The following is a 16,157-nucleotide window of genomic DNA, read 5'->3' on the forward strand; positions in this document are numbered from 1 at the left end:
TCGGACCGCATCGTGTTCCGCCTCACGCTCCGCTGTCGGCCGCCGTCCGGCCAGGGTAAGGGGCGGGCGGGGGGGATGCGCGGGTCCAGCTCTTCGGTGGCCTCGACGCGGCGACTGCACGGCGAGGCCGAGCAGCCGGCCTCGCGCGGCGGACCGCCTGCCCGGAGGCCGGTCAGGGCTCCTCGGCGTCGAACTCGCAGAGCACCACGGAGGCGTCGTCGGCCGCCTTGTGCCGGCGCAACCGGCCCGGATGGTCACGCTCGGCGACGCGTACCCGGTCGATCAGCGCGCCCGGGCCCTCGGCGGTCGCCACGTCCAGCAGCCCCGCCCAGTCGAGGACGCCGAACTGCTCCACCAGGGCCGACGCGCCGTCGCTGAGCAGCGCGGCCCGACGTACCGCGCCCGGCCCCCGCAGCGGCAGGGTCCCGGTCACCGCGTGGAACGCCGCGTCCGGGTCGGCCGCCGCCACCCAGTAACCGTGGGTACGGTTCATCCGCGCCCGCTGCATGTCGACCGCCTGCCGGATCCGGGCGACCCGGTCGACGCCGCCGGCCGGCAGGGCCGCGACCATGGCCCGCAGCTCCGCCGTCGCGGTGTCCAGCCGGTCGTCGGAGACCACGGCGACCCGACCGCCGACGTCGAGCACCAGCGGGCTGTCGCAGAGCACCAGGTGGTCGACGTGGTCGCCGCCGTCGCGGAGCAGGCAGACCGTGCTCGACGGGGTGCCCGGATGGTCCAGGTCGCACTCGTCGCCGTGGTCGGCCCGCACCGCGAGGATCGCCGCCGCCAGGTTGCTCATCAGCGTCGCCGTCGGGCGGACCGCCTCCGCCAGCCCGAGCCGGGCCGCGAGGTGCCGGACGTACCAGGCGGTGCCGTGCACGCAGCCCGTGTCGAAGTCCTCCGGCACGCTGGCACCGTCCAGCACGCCGACCAGCGGCCCGAACCGGAAGACCAGGTCCTCGTTGACCGCCCGGCCGGGGGGCGGCGCGGACGCGGAGCGTACCCGCATCGTCCGCGCCGCCCCGACCACCCGGGTCGCCTCAGCGGCGACGGAGGTCGTCGGCGGCCTCATGCGCCTGCCCCTGCATCTGGTGGGCGGCCGACCGGCCCTCGTCCCGGATGGCGGACGCGCCACTGACGGCCGTGGAACCGACCGCGCGGGCCGCCTCCTGCGCCGGCTCGCGCAGGTTGTGGCCCATCCCGCGGCCCATCTCGCGGCCCACCTCGGTGGCCTGCTCCCGCAGGTGTCCGGCCTGCGCCCGCAGCTGGTCGGAGTGCTCGCTCACCATCTCCTTGGCCTGCCCGGCCCACCGCCGTTCAGGACGGCTGGGCGGGATCAGCGACGAGATCAGCAGCCCGGTGCCGAAGGCGATCAGGCCGGCCGCGAGGGGATTGCCCCGCGCCTGCTGGCGGGACTGCTGCCCGAGCGAACGGGCCTCCTCCCGCACCGACCCGGCCACGTGCGACACCTGCTCCCGGGACTGCTCCCCGAACGATCGCGCCGAGTCGGCCATGTGCGACATCTGGTCCCGGGACTGCTCCCCGAGCCCGCGCGCCGAATCGGCCGCGTGCGACATCCGCTGACCCGTCGCGTGCGACATCCGCTGCGCGACGCCGTGCCCGTCCGACTGCACGCCCATCACCTTCTCCTTGGCTCGGGTCAGCGCGCCGCGGGCCTGCCCGACACGCTCACCGGCGATCCGCCGCGGATTGACCTTGTCGGCCAGCGCGTCGACGTCGCTGCTCAGTTCGTTCCGGGTGTTCTCGATCTCCCGCCGGATCCGTTCCGGATCGTTGGACATGATCTACTCCCTCCCGGCTGGTTCACCGGCCTCGCATCGCGTCCGGTATCTCCCGCGCGGTCTGTTGCGTGCGGGGCAGCACCGAGCGGAGCTGCGCCTTCTCCTTGCGCGCCCTGGAGAGCAGGCCACCCGTGACAGCGGCCCAGATGACGGCCACGATGAGCGCCGCCCAGCCCTGGTCCATCACGTTGGACAGCCCCCACCACAGCGCGTACGACACGAACAGCACCGTCAGGAAGCCGGCCAGCGCCGCCCCGCCGAACATGCCGCCGAGCCTGCCAACCTGACCCGCCTCCTCGCGCAGCTCCGCCTTGGCCAGGTCGACCTCCTTGCGGACCAGCGTGGAGAAGTCCCGGGTCACGTCGCCCAGCAGCTCGCCGACCGACTGCGTCCGTTCCTTCTCGGGGGCGCTCACGGCGCCACCCCACCCGGGATGTCCGGCCCCTGCCGACCGGGCGGCGAGGCGTTGCGCACCCGGGCCGTCCCGGTGTACGCCTCCTCCGGCAGGTACGGCGCCTCGACCGTCCGCTCGTACGGCTGCGGCGCGGCCGGCCCGGTGGGCGCGGTGCCCGGCCCGGTGGGCGCGGCGGTCGGCGGGGTCGCCGGCCGGCCGGCGCCCTGCGCCCCGTCGCCCGAGGCGGTCAGGTTCCGGGTGAGCCGCCCGACCAGCATGCCGGCCAGAGTCGCGCCGGCCAGGAAGGTGCCCGGGTGCCGGCGCGCGTACGACCGCACGTCGTCGAGCAGCGCCCCTGGTTCGCGCTCGTCGAGCCAGCCGGCCGCCTGCTGGGCGACGTCCGCCGCACGGCGGACCGCCTGGCCGGCCATCCCGGAGTCCTCGCTCCGCTCCGCCATCGAGCTGAGTTCGCGCCCGATGCCGCGCAGCCCTTCGGCGGCCCGATGCTGCTGCGCCCGGGCCTGGTCACGCAACTGCGTGCCGGCCTCGCCGGTCAGGTGGTGCGCCTGCCGCCGGGCTTCCGACGCCACGTGTCCGCCCTGTTCGGCGGCCGTGTGCGCGACGTGTCCGCCCACCTGGGCCGTCTGGTGCCCGACCCGGGACGCCTCCTGCCGGGCCTGCTGTGCGGTGCCGGTCGCACCGTCCGGTGGCCGGCTCGGGTTGATCTGCGTCATCGCCCGCTCCCTCCGTCGGCCCCGGGCCGCAGGGTCACGGCCCGGAACGTGAACCGGCCGCGAGACGCGGCCCGGAACGACACCCGCGTACCCGCACGGATCGCCGACATTCCGTGCCGACGGCGGGGGTAGGAGCGGTGGTCCGCCCCGGGCACGGCGCCACGCCGCCGGCACCGGACCGTCGGTCGGAACGGGGTCGGGAGGGCCGGGACCGGTCGCGGGGTGCGACAGCGGTCAGCGACGGCGGTTGCGGGCCCGGGAGGATCGCAGCCGGCGCAGCCGCCCCACCAGCACCGGTTCGGCGGCGAGGGCGGCCGGGTTGTCCAGCAGCGCGTTGAGCAACTGGTAGTAGCGGGTGGCCGAAAGGCCGAAGGTGTCCCGGATGGCCTGTTCCTTGGCACCGGCGTGCCGCCACCACTGCTGCTCGAAGGCGAGGATGCCGCGCTCACGCTCGGTGAGGCCGTCCTCCGGCCGGGCGTCCGCCGGGGCGGGGCGGGTGACCGGGTCCGGCAAGGCGTCGGCGCCGGCCTCGCGGGGTGCCGCCACGGCGACGTCCGGCTCCGCCGCCGAGCGGGGCTGCGGGACCGTCGGCGTTCCGGCGCCCGGGCCGGTACGCGGCTGGGGAACGACGCTGCCGCTGTCCCGCGCCTCCCCGGTGGGGTCCGCCCCGACCGTCGCGCCGGTCTCGCCGGGCCGGCCCGTCACGGGCGGCTCGGTGGCGGCCGGGGCGGCGTCGGCGGGCTGCATGGCGCTCCTCGTGGGGCTGGCGGGCGGCACACCACGTCGCCGACCGGTGGGGACACCAGCCTAACCAGGGCCGACCCGGTTCGCATCGGACGACAGTGCCGGAACGTGACCGCTCCGGTTCACGTCGTGTCCGTCCTGCGGATCCACCGGATCCGCCGGGATTGCACCGGTTCGTCCTCCCTACCGAAGGTTTGGGCGGTGCGACCGTGCGGCCGGGGAGAGCCGCCGGTCGCACCGCCCGCGGTCAGGAGATGTCCCGCCGGCGCATCGCCCAGAGGGCCGCGCCGAGGATCACCACGAAGCCGACCGCCATCATCACCGAGGACTGCTGCCACGTGATGTCGAGCGTGTCCGGTTTGCACTCACCGAAGTAGGTCGCCTGGCAGGCGTTCCAGTCCTCCAGCGTCACCTTCTTCTGCATCCACGCCACGGCGTAGGTGGGCAGCAGCCAGGCCTCGGCGAAGCGCACGCCGGCCATCGCCAGCAGGATGCCGAGGCCGAACTGGCCGACGACCATCAGGGCGATCACCCCGCCCAGGGCCATCGCGGTGTGCCGCCCCAGCGAGGCGAGCGCGAAGCCGATGGTCGCGGTGACCAGGGCGAGCACCAGCCCGCGCAGCCCGGTCAGGGCGAAGGACTGCCATGCCCCGGAGGTCATCTTCGCCGTACTGCCACGGAAGGTGGCGACCAGCCAGAAGCTGCCGAACCAGAGCGCCGTCGTGGGCACCGCCAGGGCGACCAGCCCGGTGAGCAGCGCCGCCAGCTTCGTCAGCAGTACGGTCAGCCGCTTCGGCCGCCACAGCAGCAGGTTCATCATGCCGCCGGTGTTCCACTCCGCCCCGACGAAGGAGGCGCCGACGACGAACCCGACGAGCGCCAGGATCGCCGCGAGCGGCAGCAGCGTGTCGCCGAAGTTCTCCCGGAAGTCGAACGTGGAGGGCAGGAACCACGACGTCTCGATCGCCTCCCGGGGCGGCGGCTGGATGGTCGCGCAGTCCTCCGGGAACTGCTCGGCCCGGGCCGTTCCGGCGGCCTTCTCCTTCTCGCACTCCGCGCGGTACTGCGCGTTGTGGCGGACGTCCTGCTGCCACTGCTGTTCGGCGGCGCGCTCGGCCTTCGCCAGCGCGGCGGCGTCGATCTTCTCGTTTGTGAGGAAGACCCCGATCACCACCAACGCGAGCACCAGCAGGCCCAGCAGGCTCATCCAGCGGGTGAAGCGCCGCTTGGTGAGCCGGCGCAGCTCCGTACGGTAGAGGCTCACGCGCCCCACCCTCCTCCGGCGGCTCCGGGCTGCCCCGCGCCACCGACCTTCGTGGACTGGTCGACCTGCCGGTGCTGGCCGGGTACCGGCGCGGTGGCGGTCAGTTCGAGGAAGACGCTCTCCAGGTCCACGGCGATCGGGGCCAGCTCGCTGACGTAAAGGCCCTGGTCGGCGAGGAGCCGGGTCACCGTGGCCGGCTTGTCGACCCCGGCGAGCATCAGATGGTCGGGCTGGCCGGTCACCCGGATCCCGGCGCGGGTCAGCGCCTCGGCGGCGATCGGCAGGTCGGTGACCGCCTCCAGCCGCACCCGGACCGCCCCGGAGGAGTGCTGGGCGAGCACCTGCTCCACCGGCCCGAAGGCCACCCGCCGGCCCAGCGAGATGATGGTCACGGAGTCGCAGATCAGCTGGATCTCGCCGAGGATGTGGCTGGACAGCACCACGGTCATCCCCGACTCGGCGAGGCTGCGCGTCAGGGTGCGCATCTCCCGGATGCCGCCCGGGTCGAGGCCGTTGGCCGGCTCGTCGAGGATCAGCAGCCTGGGGTTCTTCAGCAGGGCCGAGGCGACGGCGAGCCGCTGCTTCATGCCGAGCGAGTAGGTCTTGACCCGCTCGCCGGCACGGTCGCGCAGCCCGACCAGCTCCAGCACCTCGTCCACGCGCTGCTGCGGCACGTCACCCGCGCCGGCGAGCAGAGACAGGGTGTCGCGCGCGGTGAAGTGCGGGAAGAACTGCGGGCTCTCGACGATCGCGCCGACCTGACCGGCGACGGCGGGCAGCGCCGCGGGCACCTCGTGGCCGAGGACCGTCATCCGGCCGCCGTCGGGCCGGATGAGGCCGAGCAGCGTACGCAGCGTGGTGGTCTTGCCCGACCCGTTGGGGCCGAGGAAGCCGTGCACCTGCCCCTCTTCGACCCGCATGTCGAAACCGTCGAGCGCGTTGCGGGTGCCGCGCCGACGGCTCTTGTACGTCTTGCGGAGACCTTCGATCTCCAGGACAGCTGGCAAGCTGCACCTCCCCCGATGGGTGTATGACACGCGACACCATACGCGGTATGCAGCGGCCCGCAATACCCGGTATGCATCCGACGCGCCGAAGAGGTGACCGGAACGGCTACGCCCCCCGCGCCAGCCGTCGGAAGAGGCGCCCCCGTCAGGAAGGCGTCCCCGTCAGGAAGGCGCCCCCGACTTCACCTCAGGCGCAGACGACCGTCACCCCGGCGGCGCGGAACGCCTCCACCACCTCCGGGTTGGCCCCGGAGTCGGTGACCAGCGTCTCCACCCGGTCCACCGGGCAGATCCGGGCGAAGGCGTGACCGCCCAACTTGGACGAGTCGGCGATGATCACGACCCGCTTGGCCCGGGCCACCATCAGGTTGTTCATCGCCGCCTCGCCCTCGTGGTGGGCGGCGGCGCCGAGCTGCGGGTCGATCGCGTCCACGCCGAGCAGGGCGACGTCCAGGGTCACCTCGCGCAGCAGCGCCCCGCCCAGCGGGCCGACCAGCTCGAACGACTTCGGGCGCACCACGCCGCCGGCCACCACGACCTTCATCCGGGAACGGACCAGCAGCTCGTTGGCGATGTTCAGCGCGTTGGTGACCACGGTGAGCTGGGCACCCTCGGCGCTGGTGTTCAGGTCGGGCCGGACGGCGAGGGCCCGGGCGACCTCCGTGCTGGTCGTGCCGCCGTTCAGGCCCACCACGGTGCCCGGCGAGACCAGCGCCGCGGCGGCGGCGCCGATCCGCTGCTTCTCCGCCGAGTGCTTGGCGGTCTTGTAGCGCAGCGGCAGGTCGTACGAGACGCCGTTGGCGACCGCGCCGCCCCGGGTCCGGGTGATCATCTGCTGCTGGGCGAGCTGGTCGAAGTCGCGCCGGATGGTGGCCTGGGAGACGTCCAGCCGCTCGGCCGCCTCCTCGACGCTGACCCGGCCGTTGTCGGTCAGCATCTCGAGCAGGGCGTTCCATCTGGCGTACCGGTCCACCCGGGCCCTCCAGTTACTGCGCGGTCGGTGATTGATTGCGTGCACAGTAGTGCGCGAAACTACGAGGGCGCAAAACCCTGGCTTGCGCGATGCCGAGGCTGGTTGCCACGACCAGCCGCTTTCGCGCAGAATAACGCGCGAAAGGCGGCTCTAACGAGCCGTATTGCGCACCGCTCCCCTGCGTAGGAGTTCTCATGTCGTACGTCGACGCCGAGATCGCGAGCCAGCCCGACTGCTGGCGGGAGGCGGCGCGACTCGCCGCCACCGTGACGAACCACCTCCCCCGCCCCGGGGAGCGGGTCGCCGTCGTGGGCTGCGGCACGTCGTGGTTCATGGCGATGGCGTACGCGGCCCGCCGCGAGCACCTCGGCCAGGGCGAGACCGACGCCTTCCAGGCCTCCGAGTTCCCCGCCGGCCGGCGCTACGACCGGCTCGTGGCGATCACCCGCTCCGGCACCACCACCGAGGTCACCGAGCTGATCGCCGCCCTGCGCGGGCGGGTGCCGACCACCGTCCTGGTCGGCGACCCCGACTCCCCCGCCGTCGCGCTGGCCGACGCCGCGGTCACCATGCCCTTCGCCGACGAGCGCTCGGTGGTGCAGACCCGCTTCGCGACCACCGCCCTGGCCCTGCTCCGCGCCCACCTCGGCGACAACATCGACGCGCTCGCCGCCGACGCGGAGGTGGCTGTGCGGGCCCCGCTGCCGATCGACCCGACCCGCATCGAGCAGGCCACCTTCCTCGGGCGCGGGTGGACGGTCGGGCTGGCCCAGGAGGCCGCCCTGAAGTGCCGCGAGGCGGCCACCTTCTGGGCCGAGGCGTACCCGGCGATGGACTACCGGCACGGGCCGATCTCGATCGCCGCGCCGGGCCGGCTGGTCTGGGCGTTCGGCGAGCTGCCCGAGGGGCTGCCGGCGGACGTGGCGGCGACGGGGGCCGCGTTCGTGCACAGCCGCACCCACGGCTGCCGCACGGTCCTGGGCAGTTGGGCCGCCGGCCGTACGCCGGTCGACCCGATGGCCGACCTGATCCTGGCGCAGCGGTTCGCCGTCGCGCTCGCCACCAGCCGGGGCCTCGACCCCGACGCGCCCCGGCACCTGACCCGTTCCGTGGTCCTCGCGTGAGCTCAGCCGACGTCGTCGTCGCGCTGGACGTCGGCGGCACCGGGATGAAGTGCGCCCTGGTCCGGGCGGACGGTGCCGTGCTGCACACCGAGCGGCACCCCACCGACGCCGGGCGCGGCCCGGACGCCGTGGTGGACACCGTCCTGGGGGTCGCCGAGGGGCTGGCCGGCAAGGCCCGCGCCGACGGGCTCGACCCGGTCGCGGTCGGCGTCGCGGTGCCCGGGGTGATCGACGAGGAGCGTGGGATCGCCGTCTGGTCGGCGAACGTGGGCTTCCGGGACGTACCGCTGCGGGACCTCGCCCACGAGCGGCTCGGGCTGCCCACGGCGCTCGGCCACGACGTGCGCGCCGGCGGCCTGGCCGAGGCGCGGCTCGGCGCGGGCCGCGACGCCGGGCACGTCCTCTTCGTCGCGATCGGCACGGGCATCGCCGCCGCCCACGTGGTCGACGGCACGGCTGCCACCGGCGCGCACGGCGCCGCCGGCGAGATCGGCCACATCCTCGTACGCCCCGGCGGGCCGCGCTGCGGCTGCGGCCGACCCGGCTGCCTGGAGGCGGTGTCCTCCGCCGCCGCGATCGGGCGGCGCTACTCGGAGTTGGCGGGCGTTCCGGCAACCGCCGCCGAGGTCGCCGACCGGGCGGCGGCCGGCGAGCCGCTGGCGGCGGACGTCTGGCGGGAGGCCGTCGAGGCGCTCGCCGACGGTCTCGCCACCGGTCAGGCCCTCTACGACGTGGAGACCGTCGTGCTCGGCGGCGGCCTGACGCGGGCCGGCGCGCGGCTGCTCGACCCGCTCCGGGCCGCGCTGCACGAGCGGATGACGTTCCATCGGGAGCCGCGCCTGGTCGCGGCGGCCCTCGGCGACGAGGCCGGCTGCCTCGGCGCCGCCCTGCTCGCCCTCGACAGTCTGGAGAAGTGATGGCTCTTCGGGTGAACGGCAAGGTGGTGACCCCGACCGGCGTGATCCGGCAGGGCTGCGTGGAGGTGGACGAGGGCCGGATCCGGGCGGTGGCCGAGTACCCGTCGGTCCGCGACGGGCACTGGATCGTGCCCGGCTTCGTCGACATGCACACGCACGGCGGCGGCGGACACACCTTCACCACCGGCGACGCCGAGCAGGCCCGGCAGGCCGCCGACTTCCACCTGCGGCACGGCACGACCACCCTGCTGGCCAGCCTCGTCAGCTCGCCCTTCGTGCTCATGCGCTCGGCCACCGAGGCGTTCGCCCCGCTGGTCGCCGAGGGGGTGCTGGCCGGGATCCACTTCGAGGGGCCGTACCTCTCCTCCGCCCGCTGCGGCGCGCAGAACCCCGAGTACCTGCGCGACCCGTCCACCGACGAGCTGGCCGAGCTGATCGAGCTGGGCGGCGGGGCGGTCCGGATGGTCACCCTCGCCCCCGAGCGGGACGGCGCGCTGGAGGCGATCAAGCTGCTCACGGCGCACCGGGTGGTCGCCGCGGTCGGCCACACCGACGCCACGTACGACGAGACCCGCGCCGCCGTCGCGGCGGGCGCGAGCGTCGGTACCCACCTGTTCAACGGGATGCGGCCGGTGCACCACCGCGAACCCGGCCCGGTGGTGGCCCTGCTGGACGCCCCGAACGTGGTCTGCGAACTGGTCGCCGACGGCGTGCACCTGCACGACGGGATGCTGGCCTTCGCCACGTCGACGGCGGGCCCCGAGCGGGCCGCCCTGATCACCGACGCGATGGCCGCCGCCGGCATGGCCGACGGCGAGTACGACCTGGGCGGCCAGACGGTCACCGTGGCGGACGGCGTGGCCCGGCTGGCCCGCGACGGCGCGATCGCGGGCAGCACCCTGACCATGGACGCCGCGCTGCGGCACGCGGTGGGCGCCGGCATCCCGATCGCGGACGCCGTGCGGATGGCGTCCACCACGCCGGCCCGCGCGATCGGCCTCGGCGACCAGCTGGGCGCGCTCCAGGTCGGGCTCCGGGCCGACCTGGTGGTGCTCGACGACGACCTCAACGTGGTCCGGGTGATGCGCGGCGGCTCCTGGGTGGAGTGACGCGGGTCGGGGCGTGAGCGTCACCGGCGCCCGGGCCGTCGCCCTGAAGGGCAGCGAGGCGACAGCCCACCCGGACGGAGGGGCTCGCGTCCACGCTGTCGAGCTGAATCGTCTACGACATCACACAGGGCGCACAGGCCGAATCGTCTACGACATCAGCTCGACAGCGGTCGCGGAATAAGTCCGCCGGAAGGACCGTCACCGCCCGTCACCACGTCGCCGCCGGATTCGGACCGGAATCAGGGTCGGGTCGCGGCGGAGTCGGAGCGGTTCGGGGTCAGGCGGTGGTCGGGACCTCGACGCCGAGCACCGCCTGCTCGTCGGGGCGGTGCACCAGCACGTCGGCGAGGAACGACTGCACGGCCGGGGCCATCCCGACGTCCCGGCCGGCCCGCTCGGAGAGCAGCCACTTGTGCTCGATGATCTGCGCGAAGAGCTCCTGCGGCTCCAGCTTGCGGCGCAGGTGCGCGGGCACGGCCCGGACCACCGGTTCGAAGACCTCGGTGAGCCAGCGGTGGGCGGCCTGCTGCTCGTCGGTCAGGTAGCTCTCGGCCCGGTACGCGTCGAGGTCGTTGAGCAACCGGCGGGCCTGGTTCTCCTCGGCGTCCAGGCCGGTCAGGCGGAGCAGCCGCCGGGTGTGGTAGCCGGCGTCGACCACCTTCGGCCGGATCAGGTACCGCCCGTTGTCGATCGTGGACATGGCCACCTCGGCGACGTCGAAGCCCAGCTCGTTGAGGCGGCGGATCCGCCCCTCGATGTCGTGCCGGGCCTCCCGCTCGATCTGCTGCTCGTAGGTGATCTCGTGCCACAGCCGCTCGTAGCGCTGCACGACCTCCTCGCAGACCACCTCCGGGTCGATCGACTCGTGCAGCAGCCCGGCGGCCTGGAGGTCGAGCGCCTCACCGAAGATGTTGACCCGGGCGATCTCCAGGTCCTCGCCGCGCTGGCCGTTGGAGAGGGAGTGGTGCAGCGCCCCGGTCTCGGCGTCCACCAGGTACGCGGCGAACGCCCCCGCGTCCCGCCGGAACAGCGTGTTCGACAGCGAGCAGTCGCCCCAGAAGAAGCCGGTCAGGTGCATCCGCACGATCAGGGCCGCCAGCGCGTCGAGCAGCCGGCCCATCGTCTCCGGGCGCAGGGTGTGCGAGAAGAGCGCCCGGTAGGGCAGCGAGAACTGCAGGTGCCGGGTGATCAGCACCGACTCGAGGGGTTCCCCGTCGTCGGTCTGCCGGTCGGCGACGATCGCCACCGCCTCGACCGACGGGAAGTCGATCCGCTCCAGGGCGCGCAGCAGGTCGTACTCCCGCTCGGCGATCCGCTCGCGGGTCTCCTTGAACGCGTAGACGTACTCACCCAGCCGGACGAAGCGGACGATGTGCCGAGAGATGCCCTGGGGCAGCGCCACCAGGTGTTGCGCAGGCCACTCCTCCAGCGGGGTCGACCAGGGGAGGTCGAGCAGCGCCGGGTCCACGAGGGCCGAGGTGATCCGCACGGGCACAAGTCTGACGGGTTCCCCCCGCCGAGCGCCTCCCTTCGTGGCTCGGCACACAGCCGGCCCCGGCCCGTCCCGGTCCGGCACGGAGCGGGGCCGGTAGCGTGGTCGGGGTGCGGGAGACCACGGCGGTACGGGGAAAGGCGCAGCTCCGGCCGGTGCGGCCGGCCGGCTGGTGGTTCGACGCGCTGCTGCTCACCGCCCTCGTCGGATTGACCGTGGCCCTCGCCGACGAGCGGCTCTTTGGGATCGACCGCGCGGTCGCCGACTGGTCGCAGGCGCACCGGCCGACGGCCGCGCAATGGACGGCGGTGGTCCTCAACTACCTCGGTCAGGGCACCCCGTTGACGTTGATCGCCCTGGGGCTCGGGGTGCTGCTCGCGGTGCGGCTGAGATCCGTCCGCCCGGTGCTGCCGCCGGTGCTCGCCTTCGCCCTCAGCTACCTGACCATCGGCCCGCTCAAGGTGTGGACCGCCCGACCCGCGCCCAGCGCGAGCGTCAAGGAACCCTTCCTGCCCGCCGAGCAGACCCTCCCGCTGTTCCAGGACGAGCTGCCGCTGCGGTTCGCCCAGTCCTACCCCTCCGGCCACGTCGCGAACGCGATCCTCTGGTACGGCGTCATCGCGCTGCTGCTCGCCCCGCTGCTGCGCACGTACGGCCGGACCGTGCCACCCCGGCTGGTCATCGTGGTCCGGGTGGTGCCACCGGTCGTCGTGCTCTGCACCACGACCTACCTGGGCTTTCATTGGCTTACCGACTCGGTCGCCGGGCTGCTGCTGGGGCTTCTCCTCGACCGGCTGGTGCACCGGGTGCCCTGGGACGACCTGCCGTTGCCGGGAGCGCTGCGGGACTGGAACCGTCCGTTCATCTCCGCCCCCTAGGGTCCCGTCGTGGATCGACTGGCGCGCCGGCTGGGCGTAGGGGACGCGGTGGTCATCGGCCTGGGGTCGATGCTCGGCGCGGGCGTCTTCGTGGTCTTCGCGCCCGCCGCGGCGACGGCCGGCGGGGCCGGCCTGTTGGCGGCCCTCGCGCTGGCCGGCTTCGTCGCCTTCTGCAACGCGACCAGCTCGGCCCGGCTCGCGGCCCGCTACCCGGAGTCCGGCGGCACCTACGTGTACGGGCGGGAGCGGCTCGGCCCGTTCGCCGGGTTCCTGGCCGGCTGGGGGTTCGTGGTCGGCAAGACGGCGAGCTGCGCGGCGATGGCGCTGACCGTCGGGGCGTACCTCTGGCCGGGGCAGGCCCGGCTCGTCGCCGTCGGCGCGGTGGCGGCGGTGACCGCCGTGAACCTGCGCGGCATCGGCAGGACGGCGACCGCGACGAAGGTGCTGGTCGCCGTGGTGCTGGCGGTGCTGGCCCTGGTCGCGGTGGCCGGCGCGGCCGGCGGCGACTTCTCGCTCGACCGGCTCGGCGACCTCGACGCCGGCGGGCGGGGCGTGCTCACCGCCGCCGGTCTGCTCTTCTTCGCCTTCGCCGGGTACGCCCGGATCGCCACCCTCGGCGAGGAGGTGCGCGACCCGGCGCGGACCATCCCCCGGGCGGTCCCGCTGGCCCTCGGCGTGGTGCTGGCGGTCTACCTGGTGCTCGCCGTGGTGACGGTCGGCGTGCTCGGGGCCGACCGGCTGGCCGCATCCGCCGCGCCCCTGGCCGACGTGGTGACCGCCGCCGGGCTGCCCGGCCTGGCGTGGCTGGTGCGGGCCGGGGCGACGGTGGCGGTGACCGGGGTCCTGCTCTCCCTGCTCGCCGGGGTGGGGCGCACCGCGCTGGCGATGGCCCGCCGCCGCGACCTGCCGGGGGCCCTCGCCGCCGTGCACCCGGTGCACCGGGTGCCGCACCGGGCGGAGCTGGCCGTGGCCGCCGTGGTGGTGGCGATCGTGCTGCTGGGCGACGTCCGCGACGCGATCGGCTTCTCCAGCTGCACGGTGCTGGTCTACTACGCGATCACCAACGCCGCCGCGCTGACGCTGGGCCGGGACCCGGGCCGGCGGCTGCCGGTGCGGACGCTGGCCGTGCTGGGGCTGGCCGGCTGCCTGCTGCTCGCGGTCAACCTGCCGCCGGCCAGCGTGCTCGCCGGCGCCGCCGTGCTCGCCGTCGGCGCCCTCTGGTACGCCCTGCGCCCCCACCGGGCCTGACGCCGCTTCCGGGCGCGCCGCACGGCGGACCGGGCGCCGTCACTCCTCCGGCTGGCGGGGTGTGGGCGCGACCGGGTCCTCCGGCGGGGGCGCGGCCTCGCGGAGCAGGGCGTTCAGGCCGGCGCGGCGGGCCACCACCGTCAGCCGGTCGCCCGCGACAATCACCAGTCGCGCGTCGGGCGCCCAGTCGAGGCGCTGGCCGGCCCGGGCGTGCGCCAGCAGGCGTACGCTCTCGGCCCGCCCGACGGCGGCGAGCGGCCTGCCGTCCAGCGACGACCCGGCGGCGACGGAGACCTCGGTGACCAGCAACGCGTGCCGGCCGACCGGGATGGTGGCGATCACCGCGCGGTCCAGCAGCGCGGCGGCGAACGACGGCGCCGCGAGGTAGGACACGCTGCGTGAGACGCCGATGCCGAACGCCTGCTGGATGCGTTCGGCGAAGTGGCCGTCGAAGAGCCGCAGCACCACCTGGAGTTCCGGGTTGACGGCCCGGCCGATGAGCGCCGCCTGGAGGTTGGTCTCGTCGTCGGTGGAGACCACCACCAGGGCCTGGCAGCCACCCACGGACGCCGACTGGAGGGTCTCCTCCAGCGCGGCGTCGCCCACGATCAGCGGCACGCCCAGCCGCCGGGCCAGCGCGCCACCGCGCGGCTCGGGCACCTTGTCGATCGCCACCACCTCGACGCCGAAGTCGCAGAGCTGCGCCATCACCCGGGTGCCGACGTTGCCCAGCCCGACCACCACCACGTGCCCGGAGCGCTCCGGCTGGATCCGGCCGGAGTGCAGGGCCAGCCGGGCGTTGACGATGCCGTCCACCACCACGGCGGTGATCAGCGGGATCAGCGCCAGCCCGGCCAGGTTGAGCACCACCTGCATGATCTGCTCGGCGGCCGGCTTGTCCGGATTGGGATCCTGCCCGGTCAGCGTGGTCACCAGCGTGAGGTAGAGCGAGTCCCCCCAGTCCTTCTCGTGCGCGGCGTAGCCGTTGAGCCAGCCGAGCACCCCGATCACCGCCAGCAGCACGATCACCGCCACGCCGATCTTGCGGGTGGCGAAGCTGCGCACCGCGCGCAGCAGCACCGTCAGCGGGCGGCGACGCCGGCGGGCCCGTCTCAGCCGGCGGGCGGCCAGCTCCGTCCCGGGCGGCGTACCGGTCGCCTCGGCGATCACCAGGTCGGCCGCGGCCTCGTCGGCGGGCAGCAGCCGAACCTGCTGCGGGTCGCGGGTGTCGGCCACCCCGCAGACCACGTCGGTCGGGCGTACGTCGTCGCGGCGGGCCACGTAGAGGGTGCGCCCGCCGTGCCGGAAGTGGGTGGGGGCGACCTCGCCGAGCGCGGCGGCCACGAAGGCGGGGGCGGCCATGGAGGCGTCGGAGAGCACCGCCGAGTCGGGGAAGATCTGCCGCACCCCGTTGGCGAGGCCGGTGTTGAACATCCGCACCACCAGGCGCAGCCCGGGCTCGACCTCCTGCGCGCACAGCGCGGCGTGCATGTTGCCGACGTCGTCCTGGTGCAGCAGGGCCAGCCCGTCGGCGCCGGCCAGCCCGGCCCGGCGGAAGGTGACCTCGTCCAGCCGGTCGGCGCGGACGACCTCGACGCCCTGGAGGTCCCGCCCGTCGGGCTCGTCCGAGCGCGGTCGCTCGGGCACGACCAGGGTGATCCGGACGCGGCCGGCCTGGAGTTCGGTGGCGAGCAGCGCCCGCACCACCCAGTAGGCGAGGGCGTCGCGACCACAGATCACGTAGTGCGCCCGCGCGTCGCCGTTGACCCGGAGCCGCCGGCCGGCACGCCGCGCACGATCCAGCAGGGGCTCCGCCATGCGCCGCATCGTAGTCAGCCGGTCGCGCCGCGCGCAGCCCTCTGATCATGAACGCTGGTCGCGTCGGCATGTCCCCTCCGGTGACGGGTAGTGCACCGGCATGCAGACGTTCCTGCCGTACCCGGACTTCCTGGCCAGCGCCCGGACGCTGGACCAGAAGCGGCTGGGCAAGCAGCGGGTGGAGACCATCCAGGTGCTGCGCGGCCTGACCTGGCCCACGTACGGCTGGCGCAACCACCCGGCGGTGAAGATGTGGGCCGGGTACGAGGAGGCCCTCACCCGGTACGGGCTGGACGTCTGCGCGGTCTGGTGCGAGCCCGGCCGGGCCGACACCTGCGCGACCACGATGACCACCGACCTCGCCGCCGCCTGCGGCCTGACCCGGGTGCGCACCCAGGCCGAGCTGGCCGAGGCCGGGGAGCTGCCGCCCTGGCTGGGCCGCGACGACCTGCACCTGAGCCACCGCTCGTCGCTGCTGCGCAAGGATCCCGGGCACTACGGCCCGATCTTCGGCGACGACGTCCCGCCCGACCTGGAGTACGTCTGGCCCGCCTCGGACCGGCAGCGGCGCTGCCTGCCGCCGCCGACGTGAGTCGGGGCGCGTGAGCCGCCTGCGGTCGGGGAACGTTCCTCCTGGCTGGTCACCGGGCAGA

General features: G+C 74.5%; 16 protein-coding genes. 6 read left to right on the forward strand and 10 right to left on the reverse strand.

Annotated features, from left to right (window positions below; genetic code table 11):
* Positions 1-172 precede the first annotated feature (172 nt).
* From DER29_RS32665 to DER29_RS32700, 8 genes are all read right to left on the reverse strand, one after another.
* Positions 173-1,072, reverse strand: a complete 900-nt coding sequence (locus DER29_RS32665; protein ID WP_121401507.1) for a hypothetical protein — start codon at positions 1,070-1,072, stop codon at positions 173-175.
* Positions 1,041-1,802: a DUF3618 domain-containing protein gene (locus tag DER29_RS32670; RefSeq protein WP_121401508.1), complete on the reverse strand. Its 762-nt coding sequence runs from the start codon at positions 1,800-1,802 to the stop codon at positions 1,041-1,043. Before DER29_RS32670 ends, DER29_RS32665 begins: the two co-directional genes overlap by 32 nt.
* Positions 1,803-1,824: 22 nt before the next feature.
* Positions 1,825-2,217 (reverse strand): phage holin family protein, encoded by a 393-nt coding sequence (locus DER29_RS32675; RefSeq protein WP_121401509.1) that lies wholly within the window; start codon positions 2,215-2,217, stop codon positions 1,825-1,827.
* Entirely contained in the window at positions 2,214-2,930 is a 717-nt protein-coding gene (locus DER29_RS32680; RefSeq protein ID WP_121401510.1) for a hypothetical protein, read from the reverse strand. Before DER29_RS32680 ends, DER29_RS32675 begins: the two co-directional genes overlap by 4 nt.
* Before the next feature lie 234 nt (positions 2,931-3,164).
* Complete coding sequence (locus tag DER29_RS32685) at positions 3,165-3,677, reverse strand: DUF3263 domain-containing protein (protein ID WP_121401511.1); 513 nt, start codon at positions 3,675-3,677, stop codon at positions 3,165-3,167.
* A gap of 244 nt (positions 3,678-3,921) precedes the next feature.
* Positions 3,922-4,938 (reverse strand): ABC transporter permease subunit, encoded by a 1,017-nt coding sequence (locus DER29_RS32690; protein ID WP_121401734.1) that lies wholly within the window; start codon positions 4,936-4,938, stop codon positions 3,922-3,924.
* The gene (locus DER29_RS32695; protein ID WP_121401512.1) at positions 4,935-5,945 is read right to left on the reverse strand and encodes an ATP-binding cassette domain-containing protein; all 1,011 of its coding nucleotides are present in this window, start codon (positions 5,943-5,945) and stop codon (positions 4,935-4,937) included. The genes DER29_RS32690 and DER29_RS32695 overlap by 4 nt, the downstream gene beginning before the upstream one ends.
* Positions 5,946-6,132: 187 nt before the next feature.
* Entirely contained in the window at positions 6,133-6,918 is a 786-nt protein-coding gene (locus DER29_RS32700; protein WP_088998118.1) for a DeoR/GlpR family DNA-binding transcription regulator, read from the reverse strand.
* 194 nt (positions 6,919-7,112) lie between these two features.
* Between DER29_RS32700 and DER29_RS32705 the strand changes: the two genes are divergently transcribed.
* From DER29_RS32705 to nagA, 3 genes are read left to right on the forward strand one after another with little or no spacing between them, the layout of a single operon-like run.
* Positions 7,113-8,042 (forward strand): SIS domain-containing protein, encoded by a 930-nt coding sequence (locus DER29_RS32705; RefSeq protein ID WP_121401513.1) that lies wholly within the window; start codon positions 7,113-7,115, stop codon positions 8,040-8,042.
* Entirely contained in the window at positions 8,039-8,959 is a 921-nt protein-coding gene (locus DER29_RS32710; protein WP_121401514.1) for an ROK family protein, read from the forward strand. The genes DER29_RS32705 and DER29_RS32710 overlap by 4 nt, the downstream gene beginning before the upstream one ends.
* Entirely contained in the window at positions 8,959-10,068 is a 1,110-nt protein-coding gene (nagA, locus tag DER29_RS32715; RefSeq protein WP_121401515.1) for an N-acetylglucosamine-6-phosphate deacetylase, read from the forward strand. The genes DER29_RS32710 and nagA overlap by 1 nt, the downstream gene beginning before the upstream one ends.
* 277 nt (positions 10,069-10,345) lie before the next feature.
* Here nagA and DER29_RS32720 read toward each other — a convergent pair whose 3' ends face one another.
* Positions 10,346-11,557, reverse strand: a complete 1,212-nt coding sequence (locus DER29_RS32720) for a DUF4032 domain-containing protein (protein ID WP_121401735.1) — start codon at positions 11,555-11,557, stop codon at positions 10,346-10,348.
* Between the two features lie 113 nt (positions 11,558-11,670).
* Between DER29_RS32720 and DER29_RS32725 the strand changes: the two genes are divergently transcribed.
* Entirely contained in the window at positions 11,671-12,438 is a 768-nt protein-coding gene (locus tag DER29_RS32725; protein WP_121401736.1) for a phosphatase PAP2 family protein, read from the forward strand.
* Positions 12,439-12,447: 9 nt separating this feature from the next.
* Entirely contained in the window at positions 12,448-13,686 is a 1,239-nt protein-coding gene (locus DER29_RS32730; protein ID WP_121401516.1) for an APC family permease, read from the forward strand.
* Positions 13,687-13,725: 39 nt separating this feature from the next.
* Here the strand turns inward: DER29_RS32730 and DER29_RS32735 are convergent, their stop codons facing one another.
* Positions 13,726-15,504, reverse strand: coding sequence for an NAD-binding protein (locus DER29_RS32735; RefSeq protein WP_370040931.1), 1,779 nt, complete (start codon positions 15,502-15,504; stop codon positions 13,726-13,728).
* Positions 15,505-15,604: 100 nt separating this feature from the next.
* Here DER29_RS32735 and DER29_RS32740 point away from each other — a divergent pair, with 100 nt between their 5' ends.
* Positions 15,605-16,096 carry an MSMEG_6728 family protein gene (locus DER29_RS32740; protein WP_121401518.1) on the forward strand — a complete coding sequence of 164 codons (492 nt, stop codon included), beginning with the start codon at positions 15,605-15,607 and terminating at the stop codon, positions 16,094-16,096.
* Positions 16,097-16,157: the final 61 nt, after the last annotated feature.

The sequence above is a fragment of the Micromonospora sp. M71_S20 genome (genome assembly GCF_003664255.1).
GTDB lineage: Bacteria > Actinomycetota > Actinomycetes > Mycobacteriales > Micromonosporaceae > Micromonospora.